22 protein-coding genes are annotated in these 20,417 nt (G+C 33.4%); 10 read left to right on the forward strand and 12 right to left on the reverse strand.

The annotated features are described in order from the left end of the window. Positions 1–414: 414 nt before the first annotated feature. From FJR73_RS06515 to FJR73_RS06535, 4 genes are all read right to left on the reverse strand, one after another. On the reverse strand, positions 415–1,482 hold the full coding sequence (locus FJR73_RS06515) for a DUF6287 domain-containing protein (RefSeq protein ID WP_140834010.1): 1,068 nt from the start codon (positions 1,480–1,482) through the stop codon (positions 415–417). A gap of 6 nt (positions 1,483–1,488) precedes the next feature. After that, the gene (locus FJR73_RS10405; RefSeq protein ID WP_235888721.1) at positions 1,489–2,442 is read right to left on the reverse strand and encodes a hypothetical protein; all 954 of its coding nucleotides are present in this window, start codon (positions 2,440–2,442) and stop codon (positions 1,489–1,491) included. A gap of 62 nt (positions 2,443–2,504) precedes the next feature. Beyond that, on the reverse strand, positions 2,505–2,942 hold the full coding sequence (locus FJR73_RS06530) for a thioredoxin domain-containing protein (protein WP_136937404.1): 438 nt from the start codon (positions 2,940–2,942) through the stop codon (positions 2,505–2,507). After that, positions 2,935–3,774: an excalibur calcium-binding domain-containing protein gene (locus tag FJR73_RS06535; RefSeq protein WP_140834012.1), complete on the reverse strand. Its 840-nt coding sequence runs from the start codon at positions 3,772–3,774 to the stop codon at positions 2,935–2,937. Before FJR73_RS06535 ends, FJR73_RS06530 begins: the two co-directional genes overlap by 8 nt. 183 nt (positions 3,775–3,957) lie before the next feature. On the opposite strand from FJR73_RS06535, the gene FJR73_RS06540 reads away from it, so the two are divergent. After that, a complete protein-coding gene (locus FJR73_RS06540; protein WP_000340949.1) occupies positions 3,958–4,284 on the forward strand; it encodes a helix-turn-helix domain-containing protein in 327 nt (108 codons plus the stop codon). Between the two features lie 400 nt (positions 4,285–4,684). Here the strand turns inward: FJR73_RS06540 and FJR73_RS06545 are convergent, their stop codons facing one another. Further along, on the reverse strand, positions 4,685–5,488 hold the full coding sequence (locus FJR73_RS06545; protein ID WP_140834014.1) for a hypothetical protein: 804 nt from the start codon (positions 5,486–5,488) through the stop codon (positions 4,685–4,687). 522 nt (positions 5,489–6,010) lie between these two features. Here FJR73_RS06545 and FJR73_RS06555 point away from each other — a divergent pair. The 7 genes from FJR73_RS06555 to FJR73_RS06585 all read left to right on the forward strand — a co-directional run bounded on the left by FJR73_RS06555 (position 6,011) and on the right by FJR73_RS06585 (position 12,815). Continuing rightward, entirely contained in the window at positions 6,011–6,298 is a 288-nt protein-coding gene (locus tag FJR73_RS06555; protein ID WP_001101478.1) for a type II toxin-antitoxin system RelB/DinJ family antitoxin, read from the forward strand. After that, positions 6,288–6,635, forward strand: coding sequence for a type II toxin-antitoxin system RelE/ParE family toxin (locus FJR73_RS06560; RefSeq protein ID WP_045606568.1), 348 nt, complete (start codon positions 6,288–6,290; stop codon positions 6,633–6,635). Before FJR73_RS06555 ends, FJR73_RS06560 begins: the two co-directional genes overlap by 11 nt. Positions 6,636–7,172: 537 nt before the next feature. Further along, positions 7,173–7,979 (forward strand): hypothetical protein, encoded by an 807-nt coding sequence (locus tag FJR73_RS06565; RefSeq protein WP_140834017.1) that lies wholly within the window; start codon positions 7,173–7,175, stop codon positions 7,977–7,979. 21 nt (positions 7,980–8,000) lie between these two features. Further along, positions 8,001–9,248 carry a toxic anion resistance protein gene (locus FJR73_RS06570; RefSeq protein WP_140834019.1) on the forward strand — a complete coding sequence of 416 codons (1,248 nt, stop codon included), beginning with the start codon at positions 8,001–8,003 and terminating at the stop codon, positions 9,246–9,248. Positions 9,249–9,327: 79 nt separating this feature from the next. Beyond that, positions 9,328–9,969: a helix-turn-helix domain-containing protein gene (locus FJR73_RS06575; protein ID WP_140834020.1), complete on the forward strand. Its 642-nt coding sequence runs from the start codon at positions 9,328–9,330 to the stop codon at positions 9,967–9,969. A 90-nt stretch (positions 9,970–10,059) separates the two neighbouring features. Continuing rightward, positions 10,060–11,625 carry a hypothetical protein gene (locus FJR73_RS06580; protein ID WP_140834022.1) on the forward strand — a complete coding sequence of 522 codons (1,566 nt, stop codon included), beginning with the start codon at positions 10,060–10,062 and terminating at the stop codon, positions 11,623–11,625. A gap of 191 nt (positions 11,626–11,816) precedes the next feature. Next, positions 11,817–12,815: a reverse transcriptase family protein gene (locus FJR73_RS06585; RefSeq protein WP_140834023.1), complete on the forward strand. Its 999-nt coding sequence runs from the start codon at positions 11,817–11,819 to the stop codon at positions 12,813–12,815. 352 nt (positions 12,816–13,167) lie between these two features. On the opposite strand, the gene FJR73_RS06590 is transcribed toward FJR73_RS06585, so the two are convergent. The 4 genes from FJR73_RS06590 to FJR73_RS06605 form a co-directional block, all read right to left on the reverse strand. Next, on the reverse strand, positions 13,168–13,698 hold the full coding sequence (locus FJR73_RS06590; protein WP_140834024.1) for a hypothetical protein: 531 nt from the start codon (positions 13,696–13,698) through the stop codon (positions 13,168–13,170). A 103-nt stretch (positions 13,699–13,801) separates the two neighbouring features. Next, entirely contained in the window at positions 13,802–15,121 is a 1,320-nt protein-coding gene (locus FJR73_RS06595) for a hypothetical protein (RefSeq protein ID WP_140834026.1), read from the reverse strand. A gap of 23 nt (positions 15,122–15,144) precedes the next feature. Beyond that, positions 15,145–15,684, reverse strand: coding sequence for a hypothetical protein (locus FJR73_RS06600; RefSeq protein ID WP_140834028.1), 540 nt, complete (start codon positions 15,682–15,684; stop codon positions 15,145–15,147). Between the two features lie 126 nt (positions 15,685–15,810). After that, positions 15,811–15,984, reverse strand: a complete 174-nt coding sequence (locus tag FJR73_RS06605) for a hypothetical protein (RefSeq protein WP_235888720.1) — start codon at positions 15,982–15,984, stop codon at positions 15,811–15,813. 212 nt (positions 15,985–16,196) lie between these two features. On the opposite strand from FJR73_RS06605, the gene FJR73_RS06610 reads away from it, so the two are divergent. Continuing rightward, positions 16,197–16,988: a hypothetical protein gene (locus FJR73_RS06610; RefSeq protein ID WP_125431706.1), complete on the forward strand. Its 792-nt coding sequence runs from the start codon at positions 16,197–16,199 to the stop codon at positions 16,986–16,988. 60 nt (positions 16,989–17,048) lie between these two features. On the opposite strand, the gene FJR73_RS06615 is transcribed toward FJR73_RS06610, so the two are convergent. The 3 genes from FJR73_RS06615 to rpmF all read right to left on the reverse strand — a co-directional run bounded on the left by FJR73_RS06615 (position 17,049) and on the right by rpmF (position 18,462). After that, positions 17,049–17,834: a hypothetical protein gene (locus FJR73_RS06615; RefSeq protein ID WP_140834030.1), complete on the reverse strand. Its 786-nt coding sequence runs from the start codon at positions 17,832–17,834 to the stop codon at positions 17,049–17,051. Positions 17,835–18,114: 280 nt separating this feature from the next. Then, positions 18,115–18,264: a 50S ribosomal protein L33 gene (rpmG, locus tag FJR73_RS06620; protein WP_001265622.1), complete on the reverse strand. Its 150-nt coding sequence runs from the start codon at positions 18,262–18,264 to the stop codon at positions 18,115–18,117. Between the two features lie 15 nt (positions 18,265–18,279). Next, a complete protein-coding gene (gene rpmF / locus FJR73_RS06625) occupies positions 18,280–18,462 on the reverse strand; it encodes a 50S ribosomal protein L32 (protein WP_000290417.1) in 183 nt (60 codons plus the stop codon). 230 nt (positions 18,463–18,692) lie between these two features. On the opposite strand from rpmF, the gene ilvD reads away from it, so the two are divergent. Then, positions 18,693–20,396 carry a dihydroxy-acid dehydratase gene (gene ilvD, locus FJR73_RS06630; protein ID WP_140834031.1) on the forward strand — a complete coding sequence of 568 codons (1,704 nt, stop codon included), beginning with the start codon at positions 18,693–18,695 and terminating at the stop codon, positions 20,394–20,396. Positions 20,397–20,417: the final 21 nt, after the last annotated feature.

A 20,417-nucleotide genomic window follows, 5' to 3' on the forward strand; every position in this document is an offset into this window, starting at 1 on the left:
TTACTGTCAATTTGCTTTCACGGCATAAAGGCGTATGCTTATGAGATAAATTAGAGAATAAAAATAGCTATTTAAAGAGGTTTTACATTATAGAATTTCATGTTTTTGTAGTGTTGACTTGATTCAGCTATCAGTTTTTACTGTACAATAGTATCAATTTCTCTCTCTGTGTTTGTGGTTAGTAATGCGCGTGATAATGGGATTTCTAAGGGTCGATTAAAAAATAGAATAGTAATGGATGTATGTGAATTTTGCTATTCACCGATTAACTCTCTATATCAAAAATGTGTTAGTAATGTGGAATTGTCTGAAGGAGGTTCATGTGATATAAAGGATATACAAAATCCCTGCAATTACTCATTGCAGGGATTTTCAGATGTTAAGGTATATTTTATAAGTAGAGTCAATTTTGATTTAGTCTGTTTTATAAAATACCTGTTCGGAGCTATTTGGAGGAGTTTGTCCAGCTATAATTCTATTTTTACTTAAGTCAGAATCAACCCACTTTATAGTAATACCAATTGGATAAATATCTATTCCATGTCCTGTAGGTCCTGTACGGACATCAAACCCTATAATTCCTTCGTTTGAAATCCCTGCTTTATGTATCTGCCCCCCTTTTACTAAACCATTCTTATTAAACACTATTTCATGTCCTAGGTCATTCCTCCAAGTACCGGCTATACTAGAGTAGTCTCCATGTAGAATAGCCTGTGTATCAATTTCTTGTGTTGTATTTTCTGTGTGCTTTTCTGCTGTGGGAGTCGTGATAAGTGTGGCATCAGTAGCAACCCAGAATTGAAATTTTTCAGAGTCTTCCATGATTTTGACTGTGAAAGTAACGGTTGCTCCTTCTTTCCATCCTTCAATCATAGATTTCTTTATTTGTACTTGTACACCAGTTATAGGAGCATTACTAGCTTTTACCCAAATAGTATGGTATGTATCTAGAGCTTTAAAATGTCCTACGTATGCTTCCCAAAATTTTTGTCGTGTTAGTTCTGCTGTGAAGCGGTATAGTTGACCAGTTTTTAACCTACCATCATTTTCCATGTCTCGAAGCTCTTCGGCTGTCGTGTCTATTATACTATCTTCAGTTGAGCTAGAGCTTGTGGTAGATGTGCTGGATGAAGAGCTGGATGATGTAGAGGAACTAGAAGTAGTAGATGAGATTTGTTGTGAAGAGTGGTTATCTACTTTTTCTATATTTTCATTTAGATGTCTAAAGAATAAAAAAGTAGCTCCTATAATGGTAAGAAGTAGAAGTGTAATTGAGGATATAAGAATCCAAAGCTTGTTGCTCTGTGGTAGAAGACAAACTATTACGTGATTCTGATTTTGATAGACTTCAACAATATCGTTCACTTTAGGATGAAAAGTTAACTCATTGATAGGAACATTTAGAGTCTCATTTGTGTGGAGTCGAATGATAATATGTGTATCTGAAATGTGAATAATTTGGTTATGTCTTTTATTTTTCATGCAGTATTAGTTTTCGTACATATAGGCAACCATGAGAGGAAGTGTTTTTGTGGCTTTGAAGACCGTTTCATAACTTTGTCTTCCTTTTACTAGTCCGTATAAGGTTATATGGTCATCTTCGGCTATAACTCTATTGTTGTATTCGGAAGGAATAGAAACCAAAATAATTTTATCATAGTCATCATTTATGGCTACACGCAGTGTGTAGGCTTTCCCATCTTCCATAGCTTGTAAAACTTTCCCATATACTCTTACTTTAGTATCTACGGCTATTTCATCATGATTCCACTTGTTATAGTCTACTTCACCATAATTTGCTTTATCATTATCTACAGTAATCTTAGGTTTTGATGGTACTGAGGATGATGAACTAGAGCTACTCTCTCTAGATGATGAAGGTGTAGTAGAGCTACTTGCCTTTAAAGAGGATGAGGAGTTAGAACTATTTTGTGATGTAGTATTTCTTGAAACTGTCGTTGGTGTCTTTTCTGTAAACTTTTCTACAAAACCAAATGCCATAAATGACAAAATCACACATACAAGAGCGATAATAAAACATTTGAAAGAAATGTCCTTATTTACTTTACTTTTTTTAATAGATGAAATTATTAGAAATGCAAGATTTAATAAGCACATTATAGTCGACTCAAGTACAACTAGGGCTATGGTTTCCTGATAACCTAGATATATTGAACAAATTACAGTGATAATAGCTATAATTATTACTAAAACTAGATTTATATGTGCGACTAATGATAGTCTTTCAGAAATACTTTTTTTCACTTTGCTAATTTTATTTTTACTATCAATCTTTATAACAATATCACCATAAACCTCGACATAATCCCCTATACTAGGTTCAAAGTCACAAGATTCAATAGGAATTTCCTTTAAACTTCCATCTTCATAACCTATATAAACTGTAGCTTCAGTTATTTTAATAATTTTTCCTTTAATCATTGTTGGTCTCCCTGAATTTTATCTTATAACATTCAAGTTATTAGCTGTTTGTACTTGTTTTTTTATTTCTCTTCAATAAACTGTGTAATCACTTCAACATTAGCTTGACTTGCTTTCGGTAATATGTCATATACTGTACCATTTGTGAAGTAAGTGAGATTGGGGATTGTTTTGAATCCTACAGTTGTTTTAAAGTTATTCCAACTTGTCTTATCTATATGCTCACTATCTAAGTAATACACAGTTGTCTCAGTTTTATCTACTGCTTTTGCTAGCTTTGGAGCAAATTCTTGGCAGTATGGACAACTCTCTCTCCCTGTGTATAGGTAAAAGCTTTCTTTATGTTGTATTTTCTGTTCCACAGCCTCTAAACTTATCTTTTGGAGTCTCTTTATAGCTATCTGGTATTCTGTTTGTGGTAGAGTAGTTAAGTATGCTGTGAATGTGACGATTATAATAAGTAGTAGTGACAGTAGAATAAGAACTTTTTTACTATTCATCACATCCGTATCCGTCTTTGTCTCTATCTAGCCATGGACCATATTGTGGGTCACTAGCAGGTATGTTTACACGTCCTGCTTTTCGTGCTTCCTTACAGTTTTTGAACGGTCTTAAATTTGATTGTGGAGCATGTGTAGACGATTGTGTAGGAGTAGTTGTAGTGTGAGATGAAGCTTGTTCTTGCTCTTTTGCTCGTGAAGATGCTTTCCTTTCTTCCTCTTTTGATTTGGAGGCTTCAATACTTACTTTTTCCTCTTCTTGTGCTTTTTCTGTTTTTCTCACTTCACTGATTACTAACGAGCCTTTATCGATTGAATCATATTTTTCTAAAGATACTGTATTTCCTGTATAGACCATAAGTTCATTCATTTTCACAGTTAGTGATTCAGGTGTACGGATAAGAAGTTTCTTACCTGTTATGTTGTACTCACGGTATTCATCTTTTTCTTCAATTCCAATTACCTCAGCTTCAACTTCGTAGAGTTTATCTGTGTTAGAGAGTTTGTATGCTACCTCTCTCAGTGCTTTGGCTCGCAGTATGATTTTAATTTGTGGTGTATTAAGATAAGCATCTACGGCTATATGCCCAGTTGGAGACCATTTCTCTATTTTAGAGCTAGTTTCACTACTGGATGATGAAGTAGAGGAAGATGAACTAGACTGTTTAACTTGTGAAGACTGTTTGACAGAATCACTAGCCTTAGTTTGAACTTGTGAGTGTTTAGTGCTACCGCTAGTTAATAGTGTGAAGAACAGAACGAGGATAAGCAGTAGTACAATACTACCTATAATCTTTTGTTCTTTACTCAATTCCTTTAGCTTGTTAAGCATATGTAACCTCCGATGTTTAACTTTATTTAATGAAATAGAAGAAATATTTCCTAATAGCTATAATTATATCACACAAACTTTAACAATGGAATATAGTTTTATTTAATATTAAACTATAGAGAATGTAAACCTGATTGTTTAATCTATAAGATAGATAGTAGATTTAACATAGAGGGTGAAGTAATGGATGATATATTAGAAAATATAAGTAATCAGATACGAGACTTACGAGCTTCAAAGAAGATTACACAGCAAGAACTAGCAGAAAGAACAAATCTAAGCGTTCCTTACATCAGTCAGATAGAGAATAATCACAGAAATATCTCTTTAGAAACTTTTGTGAAGATTGTTGATGCTTTAGAAGTTACGTTGAGTGATTTTTTCTTACCTTATTCTGTGCCACAAGATACAGAAATGATGGAACTATTATTGAAGATTCAGAGACATCCACAGCATAAGATGATTGTTCATAAGGTTATGGAAATACTTGAATTAAGCCAAGATAGTTAGTGTAAAATAAAAAGCACCTAAAGTGTAATTTATCCGAAATATATCCAACAGTAGACAGTTACTTTAGTATCTATTGGTATTTCCTTCATTCTTCAGATTGTTATAGTCTCTTGTGAAGTAATTTTTAATAGTAATCTGTAGGTCAGGTAATTAGAATCTATCCGTACTTTTTACATATTGTGAGGATTAAAGGTTACATTATTCAGATAAGGAATGAGAATTATTTTTCTTTATTGAAGAGGTCGATTAAAAAATAAAAAGAAAGCGCTGAATCTAAGTATCCAGTGCTTATCTATTACCTTAAAAATGTGTTATCTCTTATATAGGGGAACCTGTTAGAAGAACCCTAATAATTGTTGTAATTACAAAAGTAAAAATTACTACTATTCTTATTAATTTACTACTTTAATATTCCAGAAAACTTAACTTCATCAGGAGCCATTATATAACGATTCACAGCGACTTCTTCATCACTGAGTGTGTAATAGAATCTAGGGCTATTTACTCCGTGGGATTTAGCAATTTTATATAAAGATTTGTTTAGCGCACTGATAATTGCTCTAAGTTCTTTATTTGAATACGAAGCATTATTTTCTGTGAGAATGATTCTGATGCCAGGTGTTACAGATGTTTTTTCCATTTCAAGCATATTTGCTCCTAATTGTGTATTTACTTTATCTACACCCTCTTGAATTGCATTATAGAAAGCATCTAAATCTACTTTTCTGTTTTCTTCATTAGATTTTTTCTCAGATTCATTAGATTTTTTTTCTGCTTCCTCTTTCATTTTTTTCTGTTTTTCCCGTTCTTCTTGTTCTTGTCTCTCCTTTTCTTCTTTAATCTTTTCGATTTGTTTATTAAGTTTCAATTCCACTTCATCTACACGGTAAGACAAGTTACCAAATTTTACCTCATAATCGGTTGGATATGTATCTTTTAGGTGTTTAATTTCCTTTTTAACAGATGACAATTCACTATCATTAGAAACAAGCTTCAAAGCTTCCTCTAGCGTTATATTTGGTTTAATATTTTCTGTGTCATTTTCTAGTGTTTCAACTAACTTAGTAACACGTTCCGTATCTTTAGCATATTCTTGCTTACTATTGCTTTCTATTATATGAGCAAACCAAAAACCTAAAAGAGAAAATATCACTAAAAAGCCTATAAAGTAGTTAGCAAATTTCTCAATTTTCTTTTTATTCATAAAAAGCCTCCTGTTTTATATTTATGTTTAAAATATTGTTAAACACTATCCTAATTATACCACAGTTATATACATTAGTTAATTCTTTTTAATAATTTTTAACTAAAGTAAATATACAACCTTAATCTACAAGATGAATAGAGTAAAATAAAAAGTACCTAAATGGTACTTCTTACTTGCCTACTGAACTCATCACCATGAAATTTGTACTCCTTTTTGTCCACCTTGGAGTAAAGTTTAATCTATTTTATTTAATATGTAAATTCTAAAAATATTACAGAATCAACATTTATAAAGCATAACAAAGTGTAATTTATACTAAATCTATTCTACAACAAAATGTTGTAATATTTTATTGAATAAGATAGGCTTTAGAGCCTTGATATTAAGCACTTTGGGACGCTTTCCCTTAGTGCTTTTTTTGTTTTTACAATAGCTTTTAAGCATACAGCTATAAGTATCTATACGCGACTAGACCTGTATAGTTTAAAGTGATATAATAGTCTAAAAGGAGGTACTACTATGAATGTTTTAGAAAAAAATACACAGGTAAACTTTAAGACTAACAGAGACTTGTTAGAGAAGGCTAAAGCTATTATCACAGCGCAAAATCTTGATATGACAGCTAGTTTTAACTTGTTTTTAGAACACATTGTAGAAAATAAAGCTTTGCCATTTGAAACTCAAGTAGATAAAGAAAGAGAAGAACTTCTATCAGGGTTGCGTGCTGAAATTGCCCGTAGCTTTGACGATTTAGAACATGGAAGAACTTACAGCCTTGATGAAGTGAGGGCTAACCTTGGAATTTAACGAGAACGTATATAGCCTTATTATCTCCGAAACGGTACAAGAACAGCTAAGAGGTATTAAAGATTATATCTCAGCTAACTACTTTTCAGAACAGGCAGGAGCAAACACAGTTAAGAATATTCTTTATGGTTTGGAACGTCTTGAAGTTTTCCCGGAAGCAGGATTTGATGCTGATGAAAGAGTAGGAGGCATTATATACCCACCCCACAAAACTCGATGCATCATTTTAGGCGATTACTTAGCCTTCTATCATATTTTAGAGGATAGAAAAGCTGTCTTTGTATCAGATATTATTCATAGTAAACAGGACTACATCCGTTTGTTCAAGAAAAAATAGCGCCTACACATGAAGGCGTTTTTGTTTGGGAATGACACGATGTTGATGATATACATCTGGTGTGATATAATATTTTGGCCCCCTCACTTTAAGGAAGGGAGGTGTTATATATGCTAGAGTTACTTTCCCTTTTTCTAGCTCCGTTACTTGTTAACGTACTATCTGAGCTTTTCAAGCTATGGATAAAGAAACGTAGCAAGTAGCTTTTAACCCTTTGAGAGGGTAGCAAAAAAGCCCCATCGGTGGCACGATGGGGCTTTTTTAGTTACATATGCTAGAAGCATTGTTTTCCCTTTATGCTTTCATTCTAACACACAACCCCCGATATTTCAAGCTTTTGTTTTGATATGTCCTCAGAGGTCATTAGCAATCTTATAACACTGAAGCCTGTGGTTTGAGTCCACTTTACTGAAATTAGCCCACGCGCTACCAAGTTCCATTCTACAGCAAAGAAATCAACTCTTTTCTAGGGATTTCCGCCCTCATTTTTCTCTTTTGTGCTAAAATAGACTTATAAATTGAAAATAAGGAATGTTTATGAAATCGGGTAATGGTTTTTGGAAAGGCTGTCTCTATTTTTGGGGCTTCTTGTTCTTACTGGGCCTTTTGGTCCAATATGCTCTTCCACTTGCGGCTTGTGTACTGCTAGGCTATGGTGGTTATCGCCTCTATAAACGTTGGCGCTATCCTCTTTTGCAGGATCGTTCGCTCGACGATCGGATTGAGCTTTTAAAAGCTCGGATTCGTCAGGCGGACAAAGATATTCAGCAGTTAGAGGGAGTCTTGGTAGAGAAAGGCTCAGATTCCTATAAGAGTCTGGCCAATCAAGTATTAATCGAACTGCGGGAAATCCATCAGGAGGCGGATCGTCTCAAGTCCTATATCGATGATGATGTCTACAACCGTATTGGCAAAAAGGTTCGTACAGTAAGGGCAAATATCGATGTTCAGCTAGAACGTTTGGATAGAGAAAGTCAGGTAGATCTTGAAAATGCGGAACCAGAGGAATTGGCTCCAGAATTGTCCCAGACCTTGGCCAATATTGCCATTGATCATCAGGCTATTTTAGACAAGATTGCTACCTCTGCTGAGGGGGATAAGGAAGAATTGACTGCCATTCATAGTTTGAAGATGGAGAAATTCCAAACGATTTTAGAAGGCTATTTGAAGATTAAGACCAATCCTAAAAACTATAATCGAGCAGAAGAACGTTTGCAACAAGCTAAAGCAGCCATTGAACAATTTGACCTTGAACTGGACCAAGTCTTGAGAGAACTCAATGAAACAGATATGCGTGATTTTGATATCAGTTTGCGTATCCTAGAAAAAGATCGTAAAGAATAGGTTAGAAACAAAGGAGTAACCATGACAGAATTTAATTTTGATATTGACCAGATTGCCAATAATACAGTAGCTAAGGTGGATAAAACAACCCAAATCATCGAGACCAATACTGGCTCAGACAAGACCTTGACCTTCCTTGAGAAGCTGAGCCCTGAGCAGCAAGAAGGAATCAAGGCGCACGTGCCCCAGTTAGTAGACCAGTTTGTCACCAATCAAAATGCTCTCTTAGATTTTGGACAATCTGCTGTAGAAGGTGTGAACAATACAGTCAATCGTATCTTGTCAGAACAAAAGAAATTGCAGATTCCCCAAGTGGATGATCTTCTCAAGAATACCAACCGTGAGTTGCAAGGCTTTGTAGTCAAATACAAGAACGCTGAAATTGCTGAGTTAGAAGAAAAGCAAAACTTTTTGCAACGCTTGTTTAACAAGAGCAAGAATACCCTACAGGAATTTTACTTTGACTCAAAAACAGTGGAGCAAAAGCTGGATGGCATGGCTGCCGCAGTGGTCAAACAAGAAGATGTGCTAGCTCGAAATATCGTTTCAGCTGAGATGTTGATTGAGGACAATACCAAATCCATTGAAAATCTAGTGGGAGTGATTTCCTTTATCGAAGCCAGCCAGACAGAAGCTGGCAAGCGCGCTGCAGAACTGAAAGCTCAAGTTGACCAACTCGATACAAGTACGGTAGAATACCAGACTAAATCTCAAGAATTGGCCCGCATGGCTGAAGTGGTCAATACCCTTGAACAACAACATACTGAGTATGTCAGCCGTCTCTATGTTGCCTGGGCAACAACACCTCAGATGCGCAATCTTGTGAAGGTATCATCGGATATGCGCCAAAAATTGGGCATGCTTCGTCGTAATACGATTCCGACAATGAAGCTTTCCATTGCCGAACTGGGTATTTTGCAACAATCAATGAAATCAGGTGTCGTGGCAGATGCCATTGTCAATGCCAATAATGCTGCCCTTCAGATGCTAGCTGAGACCAGCAAGGAAGTGATTCCGCAGATGGAGAGAATTGCCCAAAGCCCGACAGTCGCTGTTGAGTCTGTTACCAAACTGGCTGAAAGTCTGGTCGCTCAAAACCAAGGTATCGTCGCAGCAATTGAATTGGGACGCCAGAAACGTGCCCAACTAGAAACAACCATTGTCAAGTCCGCAGAAATGATCAACGATTCTGTCAAACTACGCGATGAGAAAATCGTCCAAGCCCTTCTAGACCAAGGCAAGGCCGCCCAGAAAGAAGTACAAGAATAACACAAGTCCCTTGTAAGTATAGTTTGCAGGTAATCTTTTTCTTGAAGGTAAATTTATTTATATTGATTCACATATCTGTTTGAATCAATATAAATATATAGAAACTTTAGAAGATAATAAACTATCCATGACCTATTATGCCAGAACTCACATGGATGAATGTTGTCTTGTATTTGAAAAAGAGCATAAGTATAACATTGATGGATTTGTATTTTATTTCGGCTTATCTACTGCTCTTAACAACTCTATAGACACAAATAAACGACAACAATACAATTATGATAGTAGTGATAATAATTTAGAGCTTGAAATAAGAGCAGCGATGCTAAATGCCGAAGCGAAAGAGTCCGTAGATATTTTAAACAACTTGCCACTCGATTTTGGAAGTGCAATTTCTTATCTGAGAGAACGTAAAAAAATGTCTGTAGAAGACTTAGAAGCCTCTGCTCTAATCTCGCAAAGAACTATATATAGTTTACAAAAAAATGCAAAAGAACCTAAATTACAAACCATTGTGGCACTATGTATAGCCTTAACATTACCTTATCCAGTTTCCGTAAAATTAATGGAAATTGCTGGAAGAAGTTTACGACAATCATCCATAGAAGAAATGATTTATGCTGAATTTCTCCAAAAATCTTACGAGCTTTCTGTAGAGGATTGCAATCAGATGTTGACCAACCTAAACTATAGCATCTTAACTACGAAGACAAGCCTATGATACTATCTTTATACAAGTTTTATCAGCCTTCATTTTAAAATAGTTCATAAATAATTAATTTCCTAGAATATAGTAATTCAAGGAGCGTTTATGCTTGCTAAAAATTCAAAAGAGAATAATCAACCAATTCCCAATCTAGACTTCAATCAAAAAGTTGAAAAAACTAAAGAAATTTTCTGTTTACAAAACTCAATATCTCCCGAAATAATGAATTCTGAAAGATATTTAGTAAATTTTCGTGATAAATTATCAAATTTTTTTTCACGAATTCTAAGTGAGGAAAACGGAGAAGAGATTTTAGAAATTATTATTAATATACTGGAAGAACATTATAGATATTATTCTAAAAATAGTTTTGATGAATTCTATGATTTTACTTTTAATGAGCTTAAAAAAATATATACTGAAATATTTGGGGATGTCAGACTTTGCAAATTTGCTTACGTTTTAAATAAAAATCCTTCTGTCTATAACAGCAGCAAACATATGGTTACATTATTCATTGAAAAATTTGGAATCTCAAATTATTTTATAGATAGTTTTATAACAGATATATTTAACTTAGAATACAATTTATCTAAATTACAAGAGAATATTAGTCAACAAAGATTAGAAATATCTAATTCTCTTTGTAAATTTGTTAGTTTAACGAATGATAACATAACTACTAAACGGCTTAAGAATAAAATTAATCATGCTATTAAAAACTTAGAAGAAAATCTGTCTGATTTGGATTCAATAGAGGAAAAACTTAGAAAAAAAAGAAAAAATGCTAAAAAAGTTTTTAAAACAACACGTTTTCTAGTTTTATTAGATGATTTCAGTGGTTCTGGAGAAACTATCATAGATTATTTAAATATATTACAAAAATATTTACCATCAACAGTCCATGTTCTCATTTTTTGTCTACATGGTATGTCTATTGCTGATCAAAAACTATATCAGTGGAGGCAAAACAATACAAATATAAATGTAACTGTTAAATTCTTTACAGTAGATGAAAAATTTTTTGATAAAATAAAATCTTTAAGCCAAGATGTTTTAGACAAATTTAAAAATTTCGAAAAAAATTCTGTATTAGATGAAGACGAGACAAAGTATATCCTGGGTTACGGAGAGACTCAAGCTCTAGTGACAAACTATAGAAATACACCAAACAATACATTTAGTATATTTTGGAAAAAATCGGAAAATAAGAAATGGAGTCCTCTCTTTCCAAGGCATGAAAAATATATTACAAAAGAATATAATCTATTTGATGCTAACCAATGTACTTTTATTCGTCAAAATATTTATGATTCTTTTACTAATAAACTGAATGATTATCCTGATCTTACTAAAAATAAATTGTTAGGTGTAATTATATTTTTAGTTTATACTAATCAAAATGAGCAAAAATTTTTTAAAAATGAAGATAATGATGTTGTAAATGAACTAGTAAAAGATTATAATAGTAATGTATTACAGGATTGTCTGAATCATAAACTACTAGAAGATTCCGAAGGCCACTATACATTGTCTGAGCTAGGTTATCAATTATTAGAAAAAATAAAATTATCTAATGCAACTTTAGATTCTTTAGCAAAAAGTAAAGTCTTTTCAGCTGAAGACGCTTTACCACCTGGTTCCAAGTTTCTCCCTAACATAAGCACTTGAATCACGAATCTGTGAATTCTCACTAAGCAAAGTCTTAAATTAATACATATATTCAATAGCACATACATCTGTATGTACTTTTTGAAGAGCTTTTACTTTTATCTAATGCTAGTGTACATACAGATGCATGTACTATTGCATTAGTATATTATTTTTTAAAATTTCTTATAAAAGTTATATTAGAGGATAAAATGTGGACCAAAGAATCTATTAAAATTTATGAAAGACAGTTAGAGTCTAACAGACTTCCTGTAATTTTTAATATTGAACATTTACGAAGATTAATTGGTGTTGAAAAAAAGTACTTTTACAAGCTAACTAACTCCGTTGATGCTAGTTATATTTCTCGATTTATCGATAAAAGAAACGGTGGAAAAAGAAAACTTCTAATTCCAGGATTCAATCTAAAACTTATTCAAACCTGGATTTTACATAATATCTTGTATACACAACCTGTTTTTACCTCTGCTACAGGCTTTATAAAACAAAAATCTATTATAGATAATGCTACTCCCCATATTGGGAAAAAGTATATTTTTAAAACTGATATTTCAGACTTTTTCCCCTCTATTAAATTCAAAAATGTTTTTCTCTTATTTTTAAATTTTGGATATACTAAAGAAGTATCCAATGTTTTAGCGATATTATGTACTTATGAAGGATACTTACCACAAGGAGCACCTACTAGTCCTTATCTTTCCAACTTAATATTCCGTGATTTCGATAAAAAGTTAGAAAATATCTGTTCTCTTTCAGAATACAAATATACTAGGTATGCAGATGATATAACAATTTCTAGCAATGAAAAAATTTCTTCAATAGAAGTAGATTATTTATCCAAAACAATAGAGCAGTCGTTACAAACTATCAATAATTTTCTAAAATTAAATTTGGATAAAACTACAGTTTTGCGTCCTGGACAGAGAAAAATCATCACTGGTGTACTTGTGAACGAAACACTGAATGTACCAAAGAAAATACTAAGTGAAATACGATTAGAAATCTATTGTCTACAAAAATATGGAGCTTCAAACCGTATAGAGGCCTATAATCAAAAACATAATACAAATTTAGATAAATACTCTTATCGTCAAAAACTATATGGGAAAATCTGTTTTGTCAATATGATTAATCCTAAAAAAGCTGAGAAGTTCTATGAACAGTTTTATGATATAAATTGGATAAAGTAAAAAACTTTGGTTTTTATAGCAAAAATCAAATAAACTTACAAAATAATTCGAATCCCTGTCCAACTCCTTGCAATTTTTATAGACTATCTGATATACTATTATTGTACCGATGAGAATCAGTACAAAAAATACCTTATCAGTTTGGTTAGTTTGTTAAATTCCATTTTTTTAACTATTCCTCCTTACTGTTAGTATTTCATTTTAACTTCCTTTATATTTAATCCATTAGATAATAATCAAAATAACTTTCTCCTACTATCTTTTCAAGAAAATAGAAAAAGCACTGTCAACTTCCCTCCGACAGTGCTTTTTTGTTGATTTTAAAACTTTTAATTGAAATGTATTGCTGAAACTATTGTTTAAAATCATTCCTTTTGGTTTCAATTACTCTCACAGCAGCTCTTACTGCGTGAAATTCATCAATAAATTTACTAATGAGCTCAAAATTATGTTGACTGACTCTTCCTGCCATTAATTTTTCAGCAATTTGATTAAATTCGGTCAAATGATCTCTTACACTCAGTAACATTTCTTTCGTATCTTTTAAGTAGTATTTCCTTGATAATTTTTCAACTTCTTGCTTAAATAAGTCCACATTATTATCATGTATAGTTATCTTTTTACCATCAGCAATCCAATCATTCGCTTCATAACAAGTGATGAATTTATGCTCAATCGTATCACAAACAAAAATAATTCCACTATCAGTTATATACTTTCGCTTTTCTGGAATTTGTCCCTCGCTTGAGTCATATGGTGTCAAGCTATTTATCTGCTTAGAAATCCATTTAGGAAGTTGCTCTTCTTTAATTCCAAATCGATCATTAGCTCTTTCAACAAAATGATCTGTCCATACATAATCTGGTGCATACGAAAGTCCCATGGTTGTACTCCTTTATATAACTTAATAAATCATAAATTATATCATTTACGAGTCTATTATGAATTAAATATTTTACTTTTATTCTAACATCCAATTTCAATCATTAATCGACTGCTTTCTTTGAACTAACTTTTTTAATATCAATACGAGGTAATAATTCAGATATTTCTTTAAAAGCTTCTTTTTTCATATTTAAAAACAACTCATAATTTGGAACTGAAATCACATTCCCATCTGTTATTCCTCCACCTGTATTTGCTAGCTGACAATAAAAGAAATTCTCCTCTAGTTTTTTCATCACATCATCAACTTTAAATGTTGTATTTTTTTCTTTAACTTCCGAAAAAATTTGTTTAAACAGTTTGTTCCAAGCTCTATCGTATTTACGAAAAACAAAAATAGGTTTTTCTTTCTCAAATTCACTATTTAAATATTTGTAGATTCTTCTTAATACAATATATGCACTCAAACGAGATAATTCCGAATTTTCCAAAATATTTTTGCCGATACCATTTTTACCTAAAGCTGGTTGTGCACATGCGAAAGGATAAATTTCTAAATTACATAGTTTGCTAGCGATATTTTTTACATCAGTCTCTTTATTTTGTAATTTTTCAAAATCCAATTTTGTATCTGTTTGAATCAATTGAGAGTAATATTCTTTAAAATAATAATAATCTTTCAATAATGTTTTTTTTCTTTTTCCACTTTGATCTTTAAAAACTGTTCCAGAACTATAAAGCTGCTCGATTTCACTCATTAAGTTGCTCTTCTTACTATGAATAATGGAACTAACACTTTTTATATCATTTAATTGATATCTTTCCTGGATAACTGATGCAAGATTTATATGATCTGTAGGACTTTTTTCTCGTATGGTATTTTTAATATATTCAATTAAATTAGATTTATCTTCATTTTTATACTTGTTTTCGAGGAGTGTTTTACTTTTTTTATAATATTCCCTTAAATTTGTATTTTCAAAGCCTTTGTCAATATCACTATCTTTATAATCGCCTAAATAACCTCTAGGATTTTCCAGACAGTGAAAAATTATAGCATTATCAATATCTCCATGAAAATGAGTTGGAATTTGATAACGCATATTTAAATACTTGGTTTTATCTGCAAGTTTCCACTTGTGATTTTCTTCTATAAATTTATTCCACCTCAAATCTTCATCTAGAATATCCAACCAAGAAAAATCCTCAGTAGTATTAGAGTTTTTGATTTTATCTACAAATGATTTAATTAAATCCTGTCCTTTTTTTTGATGCCAAAGACTAAATTTATTTAAAAATTGTTCGCCATCATCAAAATGCAATTCATTTAAGCTATCTTTTCCTACTATAGTTTTCAAACATATTTCTAACGGTTCTTTTAATTCTTTACTCAGTTCTTCCTTAGGTTTATCTTTTGACATAAATCTTTCCTAACTTGATTTTTCTAAATCTCTACTTCAGCAATTGGTTTGCGATAACGAGGCGCATAAGGATTGTGGCAATAAATCTTACCTAGTTCAAGTTTAGGTTTGAACTCTTCAAAGTCACTTGCTAGTAAATAGCAAGGTTTGTAGGTACAACTAATTGTGATAGCTACTTCCTCTTTTAAATCCTCTAAAAGCATTTCCAATGTTTCATACTCGTAGATACGTGCTATTTGTCCTTTACCCTCAAATAAAGCTTTGACTAAAATAGATGTCCCATTCCCGTAAAAGACGGTATTAGATGTTATGCTTTCATAACCTTTCATTTCTAGACGATAGTACCTATCTGCTCTGGTATCTCCGATTTCAATTTCTTTAGGTACGGTATAAAAATATCTACCCTTTTCTACTGCCAACGTGAACCGTCTGCGCACTTCTATTTGTTTTAGGTACTCGTCAATCCCACTACCAGTAGTCAATGCTCTTCGGATAATTGAGGCTTTATTTGACGAGTGGTGTTTGTCTAACCATTTTCCTAAAAATCTGTGAACATATACCATAATTTTTCACTCCTTTTTATTTGTCTATATTTATATTGTAGACTATTTTTTTAAAAAAAGCACAGTCTCAGACAAAATATTGACATTTTATTATGTTCAACTAACTAGACACTGAGATAGAATTAATTAGTCCATACGTTTCACTATAAGTAATTTTGAAAAACTCAAGTATCCATTATAATATTCTTGTTTTTTCTTCATGATAGAGACAAAGGCTAACTTTACAGGAACTGCATTGGCTCTTGAATGTTTAAAATTTAAATCTTCTGATTGTGGGATAAATCTTAATTCATCTTCCAAATATCTATACACTCTTTCAGGGATTACTACATTACAGATATACTTTTCATGATCATTGTTTAGAAACATTCGTAGATATTATGTCTTACTCTTTTTTATGATAAACTACATACAAAATTTCAGTTTCAGAAAAGTATTAATTGAAATTTTTTGTTCCATACTATATACTAAAATTAAGTATATAGAAAAAATAGAAAATGTAGGCAGAACCAATGAGTGATGTTAATGAAGTACTGAGTCTGTATAAATCAAGTTCATTTTATAAAAAATATAAAGATACATATTTTTCTGATATTATTTTAAGAGATGCTCTTAAATGCAAGAATTCCATACATAGATATTACGGACTAAGTAAAATGAGTTATGAAGATGTACATAGATTATCTACTGATGTTCTACGGGATTTATTTAATAAATTTGCCAAGGAAGTAGATTTCAATGATATAGAATTATTTTGGAAAATGATTTATTCATTCTATATTGATCCAGATTCAAACGGATTGAAAGAACTAAATGGAATCCAGTGTACAGCAGATGGCTTATTTTCTATCCGTAGAATATACAGAAAAAATGGAATTGACATCCAAACTGTTGAAGAGTACGCTGTGTATCGTAAAATTCCAATATTCTTTTTTCCTCAAGAAAAAAACGGAATTAATAGTAGACGCAATTTTGTTTTTGGTGATAGAATTGACTATACACTATATGATATTAAGTTGTATCTAGATGCAAAAACCGACGAAGAACGAAACCAGTGTAAGTTAATCTCTACATATAAATTGCCCAAAACAAAAATGTGGTTAGAAGAACTTGGGTCTTTCAAAAATTTAGTTGATTGGTATGGCATAGAAGACATTTTTGTAAATGATAACTATGACGTTTATGATATTGAGCGAGGAAATGGCAAAGTGATTTCAGCTCACCTCGATAAATATGATTGGGATTGGAGCGAAAATTATTATAGCAATCTCAAAGGGTATATTGATCGATTCGTAAGGAAATAAATTCTATGAATTGTGCACTTTATCCTAAAAGAAAAAACTAATCTTGAGAGTTAATACAATCTAAATACGCTTCACTCTAAGTAATTTTGAAAAACTCAAGTATCCATTATAATATTCTTGTTTTTTCTTCATGGTAGAGACAAAGGCTAACTTTACTGGAACTGCATTAGCTCTTGAATGTTTAAAATTTAAATCTTCTGATTGTGGGATAAATCTTAATCCTTCTTCCAAATATCTATACACTCTTTCAGGAATTACTAAATTACAGATGTACTTTGCATGATCATTGTTTCGAAACATTCGTAGGTAGTACTTTTTATCAGTCTTTCCTATAAACACCTTACATTCTCCATAGTACATAGTCAGATGGTCAGATACTTCTAATTCATTTAGGAGGAGGGACCTGCGAGGTAAATATTTTCTGATACCGACTTTATTTTCTAAAATAAATTTTACATCAAGCACTTCATTATTATTTTGCAGAGAATTGACGCTCCTTGGTTGTATTACTCTGGTGGACTTTTCTTCCAGAATACGATTTAAGAGTTGCTCAGCTAAGTCTGCATCAATTTTCTCATAGTATTCTTTCAGTTCCATTTTCGAAGCTGATTCCAAAGCATATTCACATCCGTCAGAATGAGGTGATTTAGGATGGCTCGACAAATAGATTTTCCCTTTTTTCTCGTTTATCACTAAATCCACTTTGTAACAACCAGGACAAAACAATTGGTTTTCATACTTAAGTTTTGTCCCAGCTTTATCCTTTTGATATTCCTTTTGAAGCTCATGAAGTTCTAGTCTCTCATGATTGTAAATACAGTATTGAAATTTGTTTTTTGTAAACATAATAATCCTTTCTAGTTATCAACAATTAAATCTTGTTTTAAAAAATCTAAAATGTGTAGTTATCTAAAACCAACATCTATTTTTCTTAAACAACACAAAAATGCTCTAGACAATATGACTAGAGCATTTTCTATATATCCGAACATCTAATTTATTTCACAAAAAATGTAGTCAAAAATGTAGTCATTCGGTTGAGTTTTATTGCAATACATTGAAATTTGAAACTTCAAAAATCGCTTAAAATCAAGGATTCTCACGCCTACTGACGTGTAGTGAATCTCTATTTAACCTCTGTAAACACAACGTGTTTGCGAAGTTTTGGTGAGTATTTCTTCAATTGAAGACGGTCTGGAGTGTTACGTTTGTTTTTAGAAGTAAGGTACAAGCGTTCACCAGATTCTTTGTGTTCAAGTGTAATATTTACGCGCATGGTATCTCCCTTCTATTATTCAGCTGATGCAGCTTTAGCGATTTTACGTCCTTTGTAGTATCCTTTAAGTGATACACGGTGAGAACGTGAGTAATCTCCAGTAGTTTCGTCAAAGTTTACAGATGGAGCTGTTACTTTGTAGTGTGTACGACGTTTGTTTTTCTTCGCTTTTGAAGTGCGACGTGCAGGTACTGCCATTTTGATTTCTCCTTTAGGTATTTATATTCGATTCAATCTACTGATTTTCATCAACCATACTAGGATAACACATTTTTTTTGTAAAGTAAAGTTACTTGACAAAAAAAGATGAAAAAATTAGAAGCTCATCAACCAAATTAATCGAAATTTTCTGAAAATTCAAGAATTTTCTTCTGTTCATTGCCTTTAAAATGTGCTATAATAGTAAAAACTGAAATGGGAGGGAACAAATGACTGAATTAGATAAACGCCACCGCAGTAGCATTTATGACAGCATGGTTAAATCACCAAACCGTGCCATGCTTCGTGCGACTGGTATGACAGATAAGGACTTTGAAACACCGATTATTGGGGTCATTTCGACTTGGGCGGAAAATACACCATGTAACATCCACTTGCATGATTTTGGGAAATTGGCTAAAGAGGGTGTCAAATCTGCAGGTGCTTGGCCTGTACAATTTGGGACTATCACTGTAGCGGACGGGATTGCCATGGGAACGCCTGGTATGCGTTTCTCTCTAACATCTCGTGATATCATCGCGGACTCAATCGAGGCGGCGATGGGTGGTCACAATGTGGATGCCTTTGTTGCTATCGGTGGCTGTGACAAGAACATGCCTGGTTCTATGATTGCCATTGCTAATATGGATATTCCAGCTATTTTCGCCTATGGTGGAACCATTGCACCGGGGAATCTTGATGGTAAAGATATTGACTTGGTTTCTGTTTTTGAGGGTATCGGAAAATGGAACCACGGTGATATGACGGCTGAGGACGTGAAACGTCTCGAATGTAATGCCTGCCCTGGACCTGGTGGCTGTGGTGGTATGTATACAGCTAATACCATGGCGACAGCTATCGAAGTTCTCGGTATGAGTTTACCAGGATCTTCATCTCACCCAGCTGAATCAGCTGATAAGAAAGAAGATATCGAAGCAGCAGGACGTGCTGTTGTTAAGATGTTGGAACTGGGTCTCAAACCGTCAGATATCTTGACTCGTGAAGCCTTTGAAGATGCCATTACTGTAACTATGGCTCTCGGTGGTTCTACAAACGCCACTCTTCACTTGCTTGCCATTGCCCATGCTGCCAATGTTGACTTGTCACTTGAGGACTTCAATACGATCCAAGAGCGTGTGCCTCACTTGGCCGACTTGAAACCATCTGGTCAGTATGTCTTCCAAGACCTCTACGAAGTCGGTGGTGTGCCTGCGGTTATGAGATATCTCTTGGCAAATGGTTTCCTTCACGGAGATCGCATCACATGTACTGGTAAGACAGTCGCTGAAAACTTGGCTGATTTTGCAGACCTCACACCAGGTCAAAAAGTCATTATGCCACTTGAAAATCCAAAACGTGCAGATGGTCCGCTTATCATCTTGAACGGGAACCTTGCACCTGACGGTGCGGTTGCCAAGGTATCAGGTGTTAAAGTGCGTCGTCACGTTGGACCAGCTAAGGTCTTTGACTCAGAAGAAGATGCTATTCAGGCCGTTCTGACAGATGAAATCGTTGATGGCGATGTAGTCGTTGTTCGTTTCGTTGGGCCTAAGGGTGGTCCTGGTATGCCTGAGATGCTGTCACTTTCATCCATGATCGTTGGTAAAGGTCAAGGAGACAAGGTTGCCCTCTTGACAGACGGCCGTTTCTCTGGTGGTACTTATGGTCTGGTTGTTGGACATATCGCTCCTGAAGCTCAGGATGGTGGACCAATTGCCTACCTTCGTACAGGCGATATCGTTACGGTTGACCAAGATACCAAAGAAATTTCCATGGCCGTATCCGAAGAAGAACTTGAAAAACGTAAGGCAGAAACAACCTTGCCACCACTTTACAGTCGTGGTGTCCTCGGTAAATATGCTCATATCGTATCATCTGCTTCACGCGGAGCCGTGACAGACTTCTGGAATATGGACAAGTCAGGTAAAAAATAAACTCAAAAAGCAAGCCAATTT

Origin of the sequence: Streptococcus sp. D2, assembly GCF_006385825.1 — a bacterium.
Taxonomy (GTDB): Bacteria; Bacillota; Bacilli; order Lactobacillales; family Streptococcaceae; genus Streptococcus; species Streptococcus shenyangsis.

Excerpts from the sequence above, each read along its gene's own strand:
- FJR73_RS06515 (WP_140834010.1), bottom strand. The coding sequence starts at position 1,482 with ATGAAAAATAAAAGACATAACCAAATTATTCACATTTCAGATACACAT.
- FJR73_RS06535 (WP_140834012.1), bottom strand. The coding sequence starts at position 3,774 with ATGCTTAACAAGCTAAAGGAATTGAGTAAAGAACAAAAGATTATAGGT.
- FJR73_RS06600 (WP_140834028.1), bottom strand. The coding sequence starts at position 15,684 with ATGGTATATGTTCACAGATTTTTAGGAAAATGGTTAGACAAACACCAC.
- FJR73_RS06595 (WP_140834026.1), bottom strand. The coding sequence starts at position 15,121 with ATGTCAAAAGATAAACCTAAGGAAGAACTGAGTAAAGAATTAAAAGAA.
- rpmF (WP_000290417.1), bottom strand. The coding sequence starts at position 18,462 with ATGGCAGTACCTGCACGTCGCACTTCAAAAGCGAAGAAAAACAAACGT.
- rpmG (WP_001265622.1), bottom strand. The coding sequence starts at position 18,264 with ATGCGCGTAAATATTACACTTGAACACAAAGAATCTGGTGAACGCTTG.
- FJR73_RS06555 (WP_001101478.1), top strand. The coding sequence starts at position 6,011 with ATGAATGTTTTAGAAAAAAATACACAGGTAAACTTTAAGACTAACAGA.
- FJR73_RS06565 (WP_140834017.1), top strand. The coding sequence starts at position 7,173 with ATGAAATCGGGTAATGGTTTTTGGAAAGGCTGTCTCTATTTTTGGGGC.
- FJR73_RS06570 (WP_140834019.1), top strand. The coding sequence starts at position 8,001 with ATGACAGAATTTAATTTTGATATTGACCAGATTGCCAATAATACAGTA.
- FJR73_RS06545 (WP_140834014.1), bottom strand. The coding sequence starts at position 5,488 with ATGAATAAAAAGAAAATTGAGAAATTTGCTAACTACTTTATAGGCTTT.
- FJR73_RS06540 (WP_000340949.1), top strand. The coding sequence starts at position 3,958 with ATGGATGATATATTAGAAAATATAAGTAATCAGATACGAGACTTACGA.
- FJR73_RS06585 (WP_140834023.1), top strand. The coding sequence starts at position 11,817 with ATGTGGACCAAAGAATCTATTAAAATTTATGAAAGACAGTTAGAGTCT.
- FJR73_RS06580 (WP_140834022.1), top strand. The coding sequence starts at position 10,060 with ATGCTTGCTAAAAATTCAAAAGAGAATAATCAACCAATTCCCAATCTA.
- FJR73_RS10405 (WP_235888721.1), bottom strand. The coding sequence starts at position 2,442 with ATGATTAAAGGAAAAATTATTAAAATAACTGAAGCTACAGTTTATATA.
- ilvD (WP_140834031.1), top strand. The coding sequence starts at position 18,693 with ATGACTGAATTAGATAAACGCCACCGCAGTAGCATTTATGACAGCATG.
- FJR73_RS06615 (WP_140834030.1), bottom strand. The coding sequence starts at position 17,834 with ATGTTTACAAAAAACAAATTTCAATACTGTATTTACAATCATGAGAGA.
- FJR73_RS06610 (WP_125431706.1), top strand. The coding sequence starts at position 16,197 with ATGAGTGATGTTAATGAAGTACTGAGTCTGTATAAATCAAGTTCATTT.
- FJR73_RS06590 (WP_140834024.1), bottom strand. The coding sequence starts at position 13,698 with ATGGGACTTTCGTATGCACCAGATTATGTATGGACAGATCATTTTGTT.
- FJR73_RS06530 (WP_136937404.1), bottom strand. The coding sequence starts at position 2,942 with ATGAATAGTAAAAAAGTTCTTATTCTACTGTCACTACTACTTATTATA.